At 71.6% G+C, this 14,802-nt stretch carries 13 protein-coding genes and 2 pseudogenes; 8 read left to right on the top strand and 7 right to left on the bottom strand.

Features of this window, described 5'->3' with window-relative positions; translation table 11 throughout:
* Positions 1-112: 112 nt before the first annotated feature.
* The gene (locus ACFVYS_RS00875) at positions 113-1,042 is read right to left on the bottom strand and encodes a hypothetical protein (RefSeq protein WP_389498010.1); all 930 of its coding nucleotides are present in this window, start codon (positions 1,040-1,042) and stop codon (positions 113-115) included.
* Positions 1,043-1,143: 101 nt separating this feature from the next.
* Entirely contained in the window at positions 1,144-2,430 is a 1,287-nt protein-coding gene (locus ACFVYS_RS00870; RefSeq protein ID WP_389497539.1) for an ROK family protein, read from the bottom strand.
* 56 nt (positions 2,431-2,486) lie between these two features.
* On the opposite strand from ACFVYS_RS00870, the gene ACFVYS_RS00865 reads away from it, so the two are divergent.
* Both ACFVYS_RS00865 and ACFVYS_RS00860 read left to right on the top strand, forming a co-directional pair.
* On the top strand, positions 2,487-3,632 hold the full coding sequence (locus ACFVYS_RS00865; RefSeq protein WP_389497537.1) for a Gfo/Idh/MocA family oxidoreductase: 1,146 nt from the start codon (positions 2,487-2,489) through the stop codon (positions 3,630-3,632).
* Entirely contained in the window at positions 3,632-4,141 is a 510-nt protein-coding gene (locus tag ACFVYS_RS00860; RefSeq protein ID WP_389497535.1) for a heme-degrading domain-containing protein, read from the top strand. Before ACFVYS_RS00865 ends, ACFVYS_RS00860 begins: the two co-directional genes overlap by 1 nt.
* Positions 4,142-4,297: 156 nt before the next feature.
* On the opposite strand, the gene ACFVYS_RS00855 is transcribed toward ACFVYS_RS00860, so the two are convergent.
* From ACFVYS_RS00855 to ACFVYS_RS00840, 4 genes and pseudogenes are all read right to left on the bottom strand, one after another.
* Positions 4,298-5,155, bottom strand: coding sequence for a fumarylacetoacetate hydrolase family protein (locus tag ACFVYS_RS00855; protein WP_389497533.1), 858 nt, complete (start codon positions 5,153-5,155; stop codon positions 4,298-4,300).
* 151 nt (positions 5,156-5,306) lie between these two features.
* Complete coding sequence (locus ACFVYS_RS00850) at positions 5,307-6,008, bottom strand: YidC/Oxa1 family membrane protein insertase (protein ID WP_389497531.1); 702 nt, start codon at positions 6,006-6,008, stop codon at positions 5,307-5,309.
* A 94-nt stretch (positions 6,009-6,102) separates the two neighbouring features.
* The gene (locus ACFVYS_RS00845) at positions 6,103-6,414 is read right to left on the bottom strand and encodes a DUF6412 domain-containing protein (RefSeq protein WP_389497530.1); all 312 of its coding nucleotides are present in this window, start codon (positions 6,412-6,414) and stop codon (positions 6,103-6,105) included.
* A gap of 123 nt (positions 6,415-6,537) precedes the next feature.
* Positions 6,538-6,807 (bottom strand): annotated as a pseudogene (locus ACFVYS_RS00840) (transcriptional regulator); the annotation flags it as partial.
* Between the two features lie 131 nt (positions 6,808-6,938).
* On the opposite strand from ACFVYS_RS00840, the pseudogene ACFVYS_RS00835 reads away from it, so the two are divergent.
* A pseudogene (locus tag ACFVYS_RS00835) lies at positions 6,939-7,670 on the top strand (DUF817 domain-containing protein); the annotation flags it as partial.
* A gap of 93 nt (positions 7,671-7,763) precedes the next feature.
* On the opposite strand, the gene ACFVYS_RS00830 reads toward ACFVYS_RS00835, so the two are convergent.
* Positions 7,764-8,603, bottom strand: a complete 840-nt coding sequence (locus tag ACFVYS_RS00830; RefSeq protein ID WP_389497528.1) for a class E sortase — start codon at positions 8,601-8,603, stop codon at positions 7,764-7,766.
* A 277-nt stretch (positions 8,604-8,880) separates the two neighbouring features.
* Here ACFVYS_RS00830 and ACFVYS_RS00825 point away from each other — a divergent pair, with 277 nt between their 5' ends.
* From ACFVYS_RS00825 to ACFVYS_RS00805, 5 genes are all read left to right on the top strand, one after another.
* Positions 8,881-10,356, top strand: a complete 1,476-nt coding sequence (locus ACFVYS_RS00825; RefSeq protein WP_389497527.1) for a beta-1,6-galactanase — start codon at positions 8,881-8,883, stop codon at positions 10,354-10,356.
* Positions 10,357-10,587: 231 nt separating this feature from the next.
* Positions 10,588-11,619 carry an SEC-C domain-containing protein gene (locus tag ACFVYS_RS00820; protein ID WP_389497525.1) on the top strand — a complete coding sequence of 344 codons (1,032 nt, stop codon included), beginning with the start codon at positions 10,588-10,590 and terminating at the stop codon, positions 11,617-11,619.
* Positions 11,620-11,747: 128 nt separating this feature from the next.
* Complete coding sequence (locus tag ACFVYS_RS00815; RefSeq protein ID WP_389497523.1) at positions 11,748-12,218, top strand: very short patch repair endonuclease; 471 nt, start codon at positions 11,748-11,750, stop codon at positions 12,216-12,218.
* Between the two features lie 18 nt (positions 12,219-12,236).
* Complete coding sequence (locus ACFVYS_RS00810; RefSeq protein ID WP_389497521.1) at positions 12,237-13,223, top strand: DNA cytosine methyltransferase; 987 nt, start codon at positions 12,237-12,239, stop codon at positions 13,221-13,223.
* A gap of 46 nt (positions 13,224-13,269) precedes the next feature.
* Positions 13,270-14,796, top strand: coding sequence for a DNA cytosine methyltransferase (locus tag ACFVYS_RS00805; RefSeq protein ID WP_389497519.1), 1,527 nt, complete (start codon positions 13,270-13,272; stop codon positions 14,794-14,796).
* Positions 14,797-14,802: the final 6 nt, after the last annotated feature.

Here is a 14,802-nt window from a genome sequence, read left to right as displayed (position 1 = left end):
CGCGGTGCTGCGCCAGCACGCGGTTGCTGCGTGCGCCCCAGCCTAAGCACAGGCCCGATCTTGAGGGAATGGCCGGTGGTGAGGCGTCCACCGGCTGGGATGCGGCCGCGCTTCAGCGGCGCCGCCGGGCCAGTCGGCGGGCCAGCAGCAAGGCCGTCCCGGCGGCGAGGAGACAGGCGGTGGCGCCGACCAGAACGGCGGGTGAGGTGAGGCCGGTGCGGGCGAGTTCCGCGGCCTCGGCGGCGAGGGAGAGCCGGCCGGTGTCCGCGGCGGAGGCATCCGGGGCGGGAGTGGCGGGCGTGGCGGAGGAGGTCGCGGTGGCGGAGGAGGTGGCGGTGGGGGCGCGGGTCGGATCGGGGGTGGGGGCGGCCGGGTCGAGGCCGGGGGCGGTGTCGGGGTCGGGGGCGGATTCCACGTCGGGAGTGGTGCCGGGGCCGGAGCCGGCCTCGACGGCGAAGCGGTAGTCGTTCGACTGTCCGATCCAGTCGCCGTCGTCACCGTGCCGCTGGACGACCGCCGCGTTGGCGGTCACCTCGTTGGGCGCGGTGTCCGAGGTGAGGGCGAGGCGCAGCTTGACGGTGAGGGTCCGGCCGGGGCCCACGGTGAAACCGGGAAAGCCGTCGGTGCCGTCGGCCTGCCCCTCGGTCTGCCCGTCGGCCTCTCCGGCGGTGGGGCCGTCGGTGAAGGCTCCGACCAGTTCGTCCTCGTCGGTGGGTTCGAAGCGGACCGGGTGCGGTCGTCCGTCGGCGTAGAACTCCAGACGTGCCTGGGACGGCTTCAGGGTGCGTCCGGCGTCGACCAGGACGACGACCGGGTGGATCCCGTCGCAGGTGAGGCGGGTGGTGTTGGTGAGGTCGAGATACCAGATGCCGTAACCACCCCCGGCCCGGTAGGAATCCGGGCCCCCGTGCAGCCGGGTGGTGAGGGGGAAGTCCGCGCCGTCGGGACCGGCGCAACTCGGGCCGGCCACCGCCTGGGCGGGCGCGGGGAGGAGGGCGGCGGCCACGGCGAGGCAGAGGGAGACAGGCGGGCACAGTCGCATGAACACGTGAGCCTGCACGAGGGAACGCCGCGAGCAGGACCGGCACACCGTACGACCGTACGAATCCCCTCGTTCGGCGGAGGCGGCACCGATCGGTCGGCTCAGCCGTCCCGCCGTCCGAACACCGGACCCAGCAGCAGCTGCGCCGCGCCCTCCGCGACGGCGCGGGCCCCGCCGGGGGCGAGCCGTACCGGCACGGCGCCCTCCCGCGATCCCTCGCGGCGTGCGTGGGCCTCGAGGACGGCGGCGACTCCCCGTACGAACGGCTCCGGCGTGGCCACGATCGTGCGGCCGCCCAGCAGGACGGCGTCGATGTCGAGCAGGCCGGCCAGGTTCGCGGCGCCCTCGCCGAGCACCCGCGCCGCCTCGGCCACGTCCCCCCGGTCCATGGCCGCCAGGCACAGCGCCTCGACACAGCCCCGGTTGCCGCAGGAGCAGAGCGGGCCGTCCAGCTGGATGACCTGGTGGCCGAACTCCCCCGCGCCGGTGCGGGCACCCCGGTGCACGGCGTCGCCGATCACCAGGCCGGCGCCGAGGCCCGTCCCGAGGTAGAGACAGGCGAAGGAGCCGCGTTCGCCGCCGACGGCGAGGCCGAGCGCGGCGGCGTTGGTGTCCTTGTCGACGACCACCGTCACGCCGAGCCGCGCCGCCAGCACGTCCCGCAGCGGAAAACCGTCCCACTCGGGAAAGCCGGTGACCCGGTGCAGGACCCCGCGCACATGGTCGAGCGGACCCGGGAGCGCCACCCCGACACCGAGCGGAGCCAGGAGGGCGCCGCCTCCGAGAGCCTCCGACAGGACCTCCGTCACCTCGCCGAGCAGCGCGTCCAGGACCGCCTCCGCCCCCGCGCCCAGCGACAGCGGGGCACACCGCTCGCCCACCACACGTCCGTCGAGGTCGACCAGCACCACCCTCAGTTCGTCCCGGTCGAGGTGGACGCCGACCGCGTGACCGGCCCCGGGGACCAGCCGCAGGACCGTACGCGGCTTGCCGCCGGTGGAGGCGCGACGGCCGGCCTCCGTCGCCAGCCCCTCCTCCCGCAGCCGCGCGGTGATCTTGCTGACCGCCTGCGGGGTGAGCCCGGTGCGCTCGGCGAGCTCCAGCCGGCTGATGCCCTCGGGCCCGGCGGTGCGCAGCAGGTCGAGCACCAGCGCTGTGTTGTGGCTGCGCAGGGCCAGCAGGTTCACGCCCGCGGCCCGGCGCGTCACGGCGTCCGCCGCCCGCTCCGGCGCGCGGTCGGCTTCCGGACCCGGCTCATGGTCCGGCGGGAGCCCCCAGCTGGAACCCGTCTCGGGGCCTGTCTCGGGGCCTGTCTCGGGCGCTGTCCCGGACTCCGGCTCGGACTCCGGCGTGCGGTCCGCGTCTCCTCCGTCGTTCGTCCTGTTCACCTTGCCATTGTCCCTCGCGCTTGCACTTTGGCAACAGCGTTGCCAAAGTAGTTGGCATGACTGGACGCACGACTGACGACACCGGCTCCGAAACAGCCCTCGACATCGGCACCGGATCGGGCACTCGCCCGGCCGTCGCCCCGCTGCGCGTGGGCCTGATCGGCTACGGCCTCGCGGGATCCGTGTTCCACGCCCCGCTGATCGCCGCGACCGAGGGCCTCGCCCTCGACACGGTGGTCACCTCGAACCCCGAGCGGCAGGAGCAGGCCCGCGCCGAGTTCCCCGACGTACGCGTCGCCGCCACCCCCGACGGCCTCCTCGCCCGGGCCGACGAGCTGGACCTGGTCGTCATCGCGTCCCCGAACAAGACGCACGTCCCACTCGCGACCGCCGCGCTGAAGGCCGGGCTGCCGGTCGTCGTCGACAAGCCGGTCGCGGGCACCGCGGCCGAGGCGCGCGAGCTGGCCGCTCTCGCCGAGGAGCGCGGTCTGCTGCTCTCCGTCTTCCAGAACCGCCGCTGGGACAACGACTTCCTGACCCTGCGCAAGCTGCTCGCCGAAGGCGAACTGGGCGACGTCCGGCGCTTCGAGTCCCGCTTCGAGCGGTGGCGGCCGCTGCCGAAGGGCGGCTGGCGGGAGTCCGGCGACCCCGCAGAGATCGGAGGTCTCCTCTACGACCTCGGCAGCCACCTCGTCGATCAGGCGCTGGTGCTGTTCGGCCCGGTGGTCTCCGTCTACGCCGAGGCGGACGTCCGCCGGCCCGGCGCGGAGACCGACGACGACACCTTCCTCGCGCTGACGCACGCGAGCGGCGTCCGCTCCCACCTCTACGCCTCCGCGACGACGCCCCAGCTCGGCCCGCGTTTCCGGGTGCTGGGCTCGAAGGCGGGCTATGTGAAGTACGGCCTGGATCCGCAGGAGGCCGCCCTGCGGGACGGCGGACGGCCCGACGGCACCCCCGGCTGGGGCACCGAGCCCGAGGAGCTGTGGGGCCGCGTCGGCGCCGGGGAGTCCCCGCTGACCGGCGGCGGACGACCCGAACAGACCCTCCCCGGCGACTACCCGGCCTACTACGCTGCGGTGGCCAGGGCACTGATCGACGGCGGCCCCAATCCGGTGACCGCCGCCGAGGCGGCCGCCGCTCTGGACGTACTCGAGGCGGCCCGCCGTTCGGCACGAGACAAGGTGGCGGTGACGCTGTGATGGGAACCCACCAGATGACCCCGAAGTTCACCCCGGAGATCACCCCGACCCTGGAGGAGCTCCAGGCCCAGGAACGACGGCTGGTCTTCCGCCAGTTCACCCACGACGACGCGTGGGAGCTCGGCTCACTGCTGGTGGAGCTGGCCCGCGAGCGCCAGGCGCCGGTCGCCGTCGACATCCACCGGGCCGGCCAGCAGCTCTTCCACGCGGCCCTGCCCGGTTCGACGCCCGACAACGACGCCTGGATCGCCCGCAAGCGCCGGGTGGTGGAACGCTTCGGCGCCTCCTCCTACCTGGTGGGCTCCCGCTTCCGCGCCAAGGGCACGACGTTCGAGGACGCCTCCCGGCTCGACCCCGACGAGTACGCGGCGCACGGCGGCTCCTTCCCCGTCAACGTGGAGGGCGTGGGCATCATCGGCGCGGTGACGGTCTCGGGCCTCCCCCAGCTGGAGGACCACCGCTTCGTGGTGGAGGTACTGGAACAGTTCCTGGAGAAGTACCTGCGCTGACACGCGCCCGAAGGGGGCACGGATGACCCGCGCCCGAAGGGGGCGCGGGTGAAACGCGCCCGAAGGGGCGCGGGGAACTGCGCGATCAGCCACAGCCGGCCCGCAGCCGACAACCGACAACCGACCGACCCCGGTTCCCCGCCCCCAGCGGAGCGCTTACGCGTCCTTGAACTCCTGGCGCTGGCGCCCGAGCCCGGCGATCTCCAGTTCCACCACGTCCCCGGCCCGCAGGTACGGCTTGGGCTCCGGCTCGCCCAGGGCGACCCCGGCGGGCGTCCCGGTGTTGATGACGTCCCCCGGGTACAGGGTCATGAACTGGCTGACGTACCGGACGACCTCCCCCACCGGGAAGATCTGCTCGGCCGTGGTCCCGTCCTGCTTCAACTCCCCGTTGACCCAGAGCTTCAGGGAGAGGTCCTGCGGGTCGGCGACCTCGTCGGCCGTCACCAGCCACGGGCCCAGCGGATTGAACGTCTCGCAGTTCTTCCCCTTGTCCCAGGTCCCGCCCCGCTCGATCTGGAACTCCCGCTCCGACACGTCGTGCGCGACGGCGTATCCGGCGACATGCGCGAGCCCGTCCGCCGCCGACTCCAGGTAGCGGGCCGTGCGCCCGATGACGACGGCCAGCTCCACCTCCCAGTCGGTCTTGAGGGACCGGCGCGGCACGAGGACGGTGTCGTAGGGCCCCACGACCGTGTCCGCCGCCTTGAAGAAGACGACGGGCTCGGCGGGCGGCTCGGCCCCGGTCTCCCGGGCGTGGTCGTGGTAGTTCAGCCCGATGCACACGACCTTGCCGATCCGGGCCAGCGGCGGTCCGATCCGCAGCCCGGTCGCGTCCAGCACCGGCAGTTCCCCGGACTCGGCGGCCTCTCGGACCCGGCCGAGCGCCTCGTCGTCGGCGAGCAGCGCTCCGTCGATGTCCGGGACGATCCCGGAGAGGTCCCGCAGGGTCCCCTCGGGGTCGAGCAGCGCGGGCCGCTCCGTTCCCGCCGTACCGACTCGCAGCAGCTTCATGGTCACTATCTCCCTCGATCGCGGGGCACCCGTCCGATGGGTGCAGCCATCGGAGGACTGGTCGATCCTCCAAGCTCGCGATTCGGTCCGCAAGCCCCCGTTCACGGACTGGACCGTCACCGGTTCAGGACGGCCTACCCGTGCAGGACCGTCACCGGTACAGGACCGCCCGTTCGAGCGCGCTCCACGTCGTGCTCGTGATCACGTACAGCGCGGCGGCCAGCGGTACGACGGCCACGGTGACCAGCGTGAAGAAGGACAGGAACGGCATGACCTTGGCGATCGCGCCGACCCCGGGCAGTTCCTCACCGCCGCCGACCTGGGGCAGCGGCACCCGCTTCGCCCGGACGAAGTTGAAGGAGGCGACGGCCGCGACGACGGCGAACAGCCCGAGGTAGACCAGTCCGGCCGCGCCGAACAGCCCACCCCCCGCCAGCGCGTCCGCCCAGCGGTCGCCGAGGGGCGCGGCGAACAGCCGATGACCGAGCAGGCCGTTGTCCTGGCCGCCGATCGAGGAGCTGGAGAAGAGGTGGTAGAGCAGGAAGAAGGCAGGTATCTGGCAGAGGCTGGGCAGCAGTCCGGACAGCGGCGACACCTTCTCCTCGGCGTGCAGTTCCAGCACCGCCCGCTGGAGCCGCTCGGGGTTCTTGGCGTGCTTCCTGCGCAGTTCGGCGATCCTCGGCTGCAATGCCGTGCGGGCCTTCTGACCACGGGCGGCCGCGCGGGACAAGGGGTGCACGAGGAGTCGTACGAGGGCGGTGAACAGGACGATCGCGGCGGCCGCGGCGGTGGCGCCGAACAGGGGGTGGAGCAGGTCGGCGAGCCGCTCGACCAGGTTGGCGAAAACGGACATGAGTGGGGAGCCCTCCGGGGGTCTCGTCGTGCCGGGAACGGGATGACGGCATGACGACCCGCGCGGGTCACCCACGTGACGGTGGAGAGCGGCCCTACGCGACGGTCGTCGGGAGGGCGTGGCCGGGCGCCCGGGGGCGGGGGCGGCCGGAGGCGTCGGGGTCGCGTTGCGGCAGGAAGGCCGTACGGCGGGCCCGGTCCCTGATGGCCGTCCGCACCCGGGTGGGCGGGACGGCGGGAGCGCTGCGCGCGGCGACGAGGGTGCAGACGGCCAGGGCGGAGCCGGCCGCGGCGGTCGCGGCGAGCGCGACGGCGGCGGAGAGGCTGCCGGCGTCGAGGAGCACGACGTCGAGGAAGAGGAGGAACAGGACGAGGGCGGGACGCGGGACGAACCGACTACGGATCACTGCCTCGCCCTCTCTCCGGTGCTACCCGGCCGTCTCCGGTCGTCGCCGGTGCTTCCGGCTGTCTCCGGTGCTGTTCGGCACCCTTCGGCGCCGACCTCTGCCTGTCTGTCTGTCTGATGTCGGTTATACCTGACCGGCCTCGATCGGCTCCAGCAGCCTTTTCGGCTTCAGCAGCGACCGGCTGACCGGATCCGCCGGATCAGGGTCGAGCCCCGGTCCCGGCACCATGAGGACGTCCGGGACCGGTACGACAGTTCCGCAGGTGGGACATTCGCCGTACGGGCCGAGTTCGGTGCCGCAGTCCGCGTGCCGGAAGATCCGCAGCTTGGCCTCACCGAAGTGCTCGCGGCCCCACCGGCCGAGCGAGCGCAGTGTCGGCCACACCTCTGCGCCCGCTGGGCCGGGCTGACCCTCGGTGCCGATCACCGCCGCCTGGGGACTGCTGGTCTCCAGTCAGCTGCTGCTCGTCCTCGGCGGAGACGGCGACGCCCGGTGCAACCGCCGCCCCCGTCGGAGCGCTCTACATGACCATGCACAAGACGACCACGCCCGGGGCACCCACGGACGCGACGACCGCGCACGGGATCAGGCAGCGTGCAGAAACGTTCGCCCGGCAGTTGGTGCGCTTCGGCCGGCTCCAGGCGCGCTGCTGCGCGTTCGCGGTCGCGCTGCTCGGCGGCATGGCCGTCTCGACGCTGCTCCCGTCCCTGCCGGTGACCCGCTACGACCTGCTGCTCGCCTACGGTGTGCTGCTGACCGCCGTGGGTTTCCTGCTCGGTTGGGAGACCCGGCGCGAGGTCGCGGTCGTCGCGGCCTGCCATGTGCTGGGGCTCGCCTTCGAGATGGTCAAGGTGCGGGTGGGGTCGTGGAGCTACCCCGAGCCGGGACTGGCGAAGATCGCCGGGGTGCCGCTGTACGGAGGCTTCATGTACGCGGCCGTCGGCAGTTACGTCTGCCGGGCCCGGCGGCTGCTCGACCTGACCGTCACCGGCTACCGCGCCCGCGCCACCGCCGCACTGGCCGTCGGGCTGTACCTCAACTTCCTGACCCATCACTGGCTGCCGAACCTGCGTCTGCCCCTCGGCGCCCTGCTGCTGGCGGCGACCACGGGAACCTGGGTGCACTACACGATCGTCGAGCGCCGGCACCGGATGCCCCTCGCGTTGGCCTTCGCGCTGATCGGCTTCTTCCTCTGGCTGGCGGAGAACATCGCCACCTATCTCGGGGCCTGGAGATACCCGTACCAACTCCACGGCTGGGCACCCGTGTCCGTGTCCAAGTGGGTCTCCTGGGCCCTGCTGATCAGCGTCACCTTCGTGATCTGCGGGGCCGGGCGGCGCGTCGGCGTGCTACCCCCGGGGCAGGGTCGCGACGAGCCTGCCCCAGACGACCAGGCGGTACCGGGAGGTGTACTCGGGCGTGCAGGTGGTGAGGGTGAGGTAGCGGCCGGGGGCGTCGTAGCCGTAGGCGGGCTCGGTGAGGGAACGGGGCACGGGCCGGATGACGCCCGAGTCGCGGGGTGAGGTCTGCGGCAGGACCTTGTCGACGAGGTAGGTGTAGGTCGCGTTCCGGGTCGCCACCTCCACCCTGTCGCCCTTCCTGAGGCGGTTGAGATACCGGAAGGGCTCGCCGTGCGTGTTGCGGTGCCCGGCGACCGCGAAGTTGCCTTCCTGGCCCGGCTGTTCGGTGCCGGCGTAGTGGCCGACGTACCCCTTGTTGAGCACGTTCTGCTTGCTGGTGCCCTCGGCGACGGGGACGCGGAGACCGAGCCGCGGGATGCGGAGCACGGCGTAGGCCTGGGAGGAGCGCGGCGCGACGGACGACGCGTGCGTCCCGCCCTGTCCGGTGCCGCCGTCGGACGCCGAGGGCGCGCCCCCGGCCTCGTCCCCGGTGGCGGAGCCGGTCCCGGGTTCGCCCCCGCCGGTACCGGCCGGATCACCGGTGCTCGTGACGGCCCCCCACTCCCGCTCCAGCTCCTCCACCCTCCGCTCGGCGCCGTCCTTCGCCTCCCGGTTGGTCCACCACAGCTGATGCGCGACGAGGAGCAACACCAACACCCCTGCCGTGACGAGGACTTCGGCACCGCTCCAGAGCACCCGCCGGTAGCGGGCGCGCCGCCGCCGGGTGCTGTGCTGCACGAGGGGGATCCGCTGCCCGAGGAAGCTCCGCTGTACGAGGGGTATCCGCACGCGGGCACCATAAGGGGAAGGGGACAAGGTCTCCAGACCCGTACATTCACGGCCCGTTCCCACCCCGCCCGTTCGTCCCCTCGAACCCCTTCCCAGCCTTTCTCCACAGGTTTGAGAAAGGGCTGTCATAACTCTCGACAACACCACGGACCGCACCCGATGCTTCGTGACGCACTGAGCCTCCAGTGCGCTCACGCACCCGATCGCCGCCGGCAGGGACAACCGGGAGTCGATCGGAAACGAGCCGATTGCTCCACGTGATCGAAGCGGAGAAGTCATGATCCGACGCAGGACACTGCTGGCGGCCACGGGCGGCGCGCTCTTCGGAAGCGCCCTCGCGACGGGCACCGCCCACGCCGACGCGACGATTTCGGTCAACCCGTCGACGACGTACGGAACCTGGGAGGGCTGGGGCACCTCCCTCGCCTGGTGGGCGAACGTCTTCGGCGCCCGGGACGACTTCGCCGACATCTTCTTCACCACCAAGTCGGTGTCCTACAACGGCAAGACCCTCCCCGGTCTCGGCCTCAACATCGCCCGCTACAACCTGGGCGCGTGCAGCTGGAACACGGTCAGCGGCTCGAGCATGGTGGCCTCCGCCAACATCCCCGCGTTCAAGCAGATCGAGGGCTACTGGCAGGACTGGAACAACGAGGACCCCACCTCCTCGGCCTGGGACTGGACGGCGGACGCGGCTCAGCGCGCGATGCTCCAGAAGGCCGTGTCGCGCGGCGCGACGACCGAGCTCTTCGCCAACTCCCCCATGTGGTGGATGTGCGCGAACCACAACCCCTCCGGCGCCTCGGGCGGCGGCAACAACCTCCAGACCTGGAACTACCGCCAGCACGCCTCCCACCTGGCGGCGGTCGCGCTGTACGCGAAGTCGAACTGGGGCGTGAACTTCGCGACCGTCGACCCCTTCAACGAGCCGTCGTCGTCCTGGTGGACCGCGACCGGCACGCAGGAGGGCTGCCACATGGACGCGACCGTCCAGTCGGCCGTACTCCCGTACATGCGCAGCGAGTTGGACAAGCGCGGCCTGACCGCGACGAAGATCTCGGCGTCGGACGAGACGAGCTACGACCTCGCCCGCACCACGTGGAACTCCTTCTCGTCGACGACGAAGGGGTACGTGAACCGGGTCAACGTGCACGGCTACCAGGGCTCGGGCGGCCGCCGCGACCTGCTCTACACCGACGTGGTGACCACGGCCGGCAAGGCGTTGTGGAACTCGGAATCGGGCGACAACGACGGCACCGGCCTGTCGATGGCGAGCAACCTGCTCTACGACTTCCGCTGGCTGCACCCGACGGCCTGGGTCTACTGGCAGGTCATGGACCCGTCGACGAACTGGGCGATGATCGCGTACGACGCGAGCACCCTGGCGGCGGGCGCGGTCACCACGAAGTACTACGTGATGGCCCAGTTCAGCCGGCACATCCGCCCCGGCATGACGATCCTCGACACGGGCGTGAGCTACGCGGCGGCGGCGATCGACAAGACGGCGAAGCGGCTGGTGATCGTGGCCGCGAACACCTCCACCTCGGCCCAGACCCTGACCTTCGACCTCTCCCGCTTCACGACGGTGACGGGCGGCTCGTCGGGCCTGGTCCCCCGCTGGAACACCGTGACGAGCGGCTCGGGCGACCTCTACACGGCCCGCTCGGACACCTACCTGAGCGGCAAGACGATCAGCGTGCCGTTCGCGGCGGGCGCGGTGCAGACGCTTCAGGTGGACGGGGTGACGATCTAGGGACCACCGGACACGGCCGGACAGGGCCGACAGGGCCGGGCGCTGCCTGGTACTGCTTGGTGCTGCCCGGCACGGTCTGGTGCTGCCGGGCGCTGCTTGGTGCTGCCCCGCACGGCCGGGCGCTGCTGATCGCCACCGCCCCGCGGTCCCTGACCGACTCGGGGAGCTGATCTGCGGCTCTGGCCAGCAGATATCTCTCTTTCGTCACCGGGCGGCGCTACGGTGTCAACCATGCGCCCCGACACGCCTGCCGAGAACGTCGACCACACCGCCGAAGCGGCACGCCTGGAGCGGACCGCCGGCCTGTATCCCGAGGACGCGGAAGCCCTGCTGTTGCAGGCCGCGGCCCACCTGGAACTGGCCGGCGACCGTCCCGCCGCGACGACCTTGTACGACCGTCTCCTGTCCTCCTCGGAGGGTCCGGAGAACCTGGAAGCCCCCCACCTGGTCCGCGCCCTGAAGGCCGCCAACCTGTGGGAGTACGGCCACGAGGCCGAGGCCCGAGCCATCATCGACGGTATCCGGGCCGCGGCCCCCCGCGACCCGGCCCCCTGGGTGATCGTCGCGGAGTCGCTGGAAGCCCACGACGAGCTGGAGGCGGCGCAGAAGACGTTCACGGAGGGGGTGACCCTGCTCCTGGCGGATGTGCCCGAACCCCCTCCGCACGCCTCCCACCCTCTGCTCTTCGGCCGCCATCGGGTACGCCGCATGCTGGGCGCGGCCCACGACGACTGGGACGTCCTGGCCGACACCCTCCACTCCTCCCCCGTCTCCCTGGACGAGCTCCACGACCCGAAGCGCGTCTGGTCCCTGGGCTCGGACAACCCGGCGGAGTTGGAGGCGGAGATCTCCCGCCTGCGCGCGGAGCTCGGCGCGTACCGCGAGGAACTCTCCCGCCCGTTCCCGGTGGCCGTCCTGCACTGGCCGGCAGACGAACTGGCTGAGCTCATCGCCGCGTACCCGTCCCTGTCGGAGGAGTACCCCTCCCACGACGAGCACCTGGCAGGCATAGAGGCGTCCCTCACCGAACTGTCCGCCTCGGGCACGGCCAACCTCGGCATCGTCACCGGCACGGTTCCGTCTTACGAGGCCTTCGCGGCCTCGGAGGGCACGTCCCCGGCCGACACGGATCTGCTGCCGCAGTACGCGACGACACTGGCGGCGCGGGGGCGGGCGGTGGGGTGGCCGCCGGAGCGGGGGGCTGGATGTTGGTGCGGGTCGGGGAACGGCTATGAAGCGTGCCACGGGGCCTCAAGGGCTTGAGGGCTCAAGACCCGGCGCCGTGGCGCTCCTGGGACTCTCAGCCTCCAGCACACGCACATGCGACGCGCCGGTGCCGGGAGTCCTCGTGCAAGGCGATCATCGACCGTGACCACATGCATTCGTGAGGCATGACGACAGTGAACAGCGTGACGCCCTCCTCTCCCGGCGTCTCGGCCCGCATGAGCAGGCAGGCGAGCAAGGACACCGGTGTCGAGCTGGCCGTACGACGACTCCTGCACGCAACCGGCATGCGCTACCGCGTGGAGTACCCCGTCCCCGGCATGCCACGACGACGGATCGACGTGGCGTTCCCCCGGGCAAAGGTGGCGGTTCTCATCGACGGCTGCTTCTGGCACGGCTGCCCGCAGCACGCCACGCAGCCGAAGGCCAACGCGGAGTGGTGGCGCACCAAGTTGGACCGGAACATGGGCCGTGATCGAGAGACCACCGAGCACCTCGCCGCCCAGGGTTGGACGGTCCTGAGGTTCTGGGAGCACGTGCCGCCCGACGAGGTGGCAGCCACGGTACGGGCGGCGGTGGACCTGGAGAAGCGGCGGCGGGACATCGCGAGGGGAGAACGCGGTCGTCGGACCGCGTGAAGGACAGAGGGGGAGCGAATGACCGACCGACTGAGTTTCGTGGATGTCTGCGCGGGTGCGGGCGGCCTGGCGTCAGGGCTGGAGAGCGCGGGCTTCTCGCCGGTGCTCCTGCTCGACAACAAGCGCCAGGCGTGCGAAACGCTGCTGACCAACCGGCCGCGGTGGAAGATCGTCTGCGAGGACCTGATCGAGTTCCTGCCGGAGGAGCACCCAGAGACCCTGGACGTCGATCTGCTCTCGGCGGGCCTGCCCCGGGTGAAGTCCGCGGCCGCGGTGGGGCGGTCGGACAGCGAGCCCGAACTGCGGCTGCTCACTGCCACGATTTATCTGGTCCACGCGATCCAGCCGCGCGCCGTGCTCTTGGAGAACCTGCCCGCTCTCGTCGACTCGCCCGCGTATGCGGAGGTGCGGGAGTTCGTCGAGGCCGAACTGACACATCTCGGCTACCGGTTCCGGTGGTTCGTACTGAACGCGGCTGATTTCGGCGTTCCGCAGGAGCGGCTACAGGGCGTCCTCGTGGCGCTCAAAGAACCCTGGTTCCACGCATTCGTTCCGCCGGAGCCGACGGTGAGCGAGCGGGTCTCGGTCGGTCGGGCGTTGCGCCGCTCCATGGGCGCGCGGGGTTGGCCCGAGGCCGATGCCTGGGCGGACCAGGCGCTGGCCGTGGCGCCGACCCTCGTCGGAGGATCGGACAACCGGGGCGGCCCGGACCTCGGCCCGAGCGGCACGAAGAGGGCCTGGGCGCGGATGGGCGTGAACGGCGGCGCGTTCGCCGACGACGTGCCGGGGCCGGACTACGCGTGGCTGCGCTCGGACGACACGGCCCAGATGGTGAAACTCACGGTGGACCAGGCGGCCGTGCTGCAGTCCTTCCCTCCGGAGTGGCGGATCATGGGCCAGAAGACGGCCCGGTATCGGCAGATCGGTCACGCCACCCCTCCCCCGGTGGGAAGAGCTCTCGGCACGGCCATCGCGACGGCGTTGCGGTCGCCCGCCCGTGCCTAGGCAAGACGGGAATGTCGGCCTCCATCGCCGGCTACACTTCAAGCCCATGAGCCACATCGAGAACGCACCCACCCCACCTGCGGTTTTCCGCATCATGGACCTGTTCGCGGGACCGGGTGGACTGGATGTGGCCGCGGACGTCCTGGGCCACCGGGTCACCGGCATCGAGTGGGACAGCAACGCGTGTGCCACCCGCGGCGCGGCGGGGATGGACACCTTCATCGGCGACGTAAGGAAGTACCGGGCAGCCTTCTTCCCCCGCGCCCAGGTCCTGACCGGTGGCCCTCCCTGCCAGACCTTCACCGTCGCCGGGCACGGAGCCGGTCGCAGAGCGCTGGACCAGGTCTTGGGGTACATCGAACGTCTTCACGACGCCGTGCGCGCGGACGACAGGGAGTGGAAGGAGATCTTCCGGACCTGGCGCGCGATCTCCGAGGAACTCCGACGAAAGGCCGTCCTGGCCCAGGAGGTCAAGGGCAAGAAGCGTGAGGCCGAGGGGCGCCGCACCACGCTGCGCAAGACTCTCCGGAAGAGCCTGGCGGAGCGCGGCAACTCCGCGAAGGAAGTCGAGGCCTTCCTCGAGAAGCTCGGCACCGACCCGGGGGTCGAAGACACGGACCTCAAGCGTGCGATCGAGGAGATCAGCGCCTTGGGATGCGAGATCGATGCCTGCAAGGTCAGGCTCGAAGAGCTGGGCGACGAACGGACGGGGCTCGTGCTCCAGCCGCTGTGGTGGGTGATCGAGCGGAGTCGACGTCCGGGATCGGAGCCCTACGAGGCTGTCGTCCTGGAACAGGTCCAAGCCGTGATGCCGGTGTGGGAGAAGTACGCCGAGGTTCTTGCGACCCTCGGCTACCGAACCAGGACCCAGCTGATGCTGACCGAGGCGTTCGGAGTTCCGCAGACCCGGAAGCGCGCGGTGCTGATGGCCCGGCTCGGGGAGACCGACATCCCCGAGGTGGCCGAGACCCACGAGCGCTACCGCCCGCGGGCCGCCCCCTCCGGGTCGGCGAAGCACAGGCATGAGGACGCTCTCTGGGACGCCACGGACGACAGCCCCGGCAGGACGCCGAAGGCATCGTGGGTGTCCATGGAAGCCGCCCTCAAGAAGGCACGGAGCATCGCGCCCGACCTGCCGGACCGCCCCGCTTTCACCGTCGTCTCCAACTACGGCACCGGCGGCGATCCCAGCGCACGTGGCCGCCGCGACCACGACGCACCATCCTCGACGATCACGGGGAAGGTGTCGCGGAATCGCCTGGTCCACCAGGGCACCGACACGGCACTCCCCCGGTTCGACCGCTTCACGTTCGCCGAGGCGGGCGTGCTCCAGACGTTCCCGGTCGCGTATCCCTGGAGGGGCGGCGACCAGTCTCAGCAGATCGGCAACGCCGTACCGCCCCGGCTCGCCCTGCACGTGCTGCGGCAGGTCCTCGAACCGGATCTGACCGGCGAGGCAGCCCGCGCCAGGCTGGAGGAGGCCGCGGCCGACCTGGAGGCCTGGCAGCCCGGCGAGCCGGTGAGGGTCCGCTTGCACGGGCAGTGGGAGGGCCATCCGCTCACCGGCAGATGACCACTC

Source organism: Streptomyces sp. NPDC058295, from assembly GCF_042880655.1.
GTDB lineage: Bacteria > Actinomycetota > Actinomycetes > Streptomycetales > Streptomycetaceae > Streptomyces > Streptomyces coriariae.
The sequence above is the reverse complement of the archived record's forward strand: the minus strand, read 5'-3'. Positions and strand labels throughout refer to the sequence as shown.

What these genes read in the sequence shown, in the direction of transcription:
- ACFVYS_RS00825 (WP_389497527.1), top strand. Translation starts at nt 8,881, where the DNA reads ATGATCCGACGCAGGACACTGCTGGCGGCCACGGGCGGCGCGCTCTTC.
- ACFVYS_RS00850 (WP_389497531.1), bottom strand. Translation starts at nt 6,008, where the DNA reads ATGTCCGTTTTCGCCAACCTGGTCGAGCGGCTCGCCGACCTGCTCCAC.
- ACFVYS_RS00855 (WP_389497533.1), bottom strand. Translation starts at nt 5,155, where the DNA reads ATGAAGCTGCTGCGAGTCGGTACGGCGGGAACGGAGCGGCCCGCGCTG.
- ACFVYS_RS00820 (WP_389497525.1), top strand. Translation starts at nt 10,588, where the DNA reads ATGCGCCCCGACACGCCTGCCGAGAACGTCGACCACACCGCCGAAGCG.
- ACFVYS_RS00815 (WP_389497523.1), top strand. Translation starts at nt 11,748, where the DNA reads ATGACGACAGTGAACAGCGTGACGCCCTCCTCTCCCGGCGTCTCGGCC.
- ACFVYS_RS00875 (WP_389498010.1), bottom strand. Translation starts at nt 1,042, where the DNA reads ATGCGACTGTGCCCGCCTGTCTCCCTCTGCCTCGCCGTGGCCGCCGCC.
- ACFVYS_RS00865 (WP_389497537.1), top strand. Translation starts at nt 2,487, where the DNA reads ATGACTGGACGCACGACTGACGACACCGGCTCCGAAACAGCCCTCGAC.
- ACFVYS_RS00860 (WP_389497535.1), top strand. Translation starts at nt 3,632, where the DNA reads ATGGGAACCCACCAGATGACCCCGAAGTTCACCCCGGAGATCACCCCG.
- ACFVYS_RS00805 (WP_389497519.1), top strand. Translation starts at nt 13,270, where the DNA reads ATGAGCCACATCGAGAACGCACCCACCCCACCTGCGGTTTTCCGCATC.
- ACFVYS_RS00810 (WP_389497521.1), top strand. Translation starts at nt 12,237, where the DNA reads ATGACCGACCGACTGAGTTTCGTGGATGTCTGCGCGGGTGCGGGCGGC.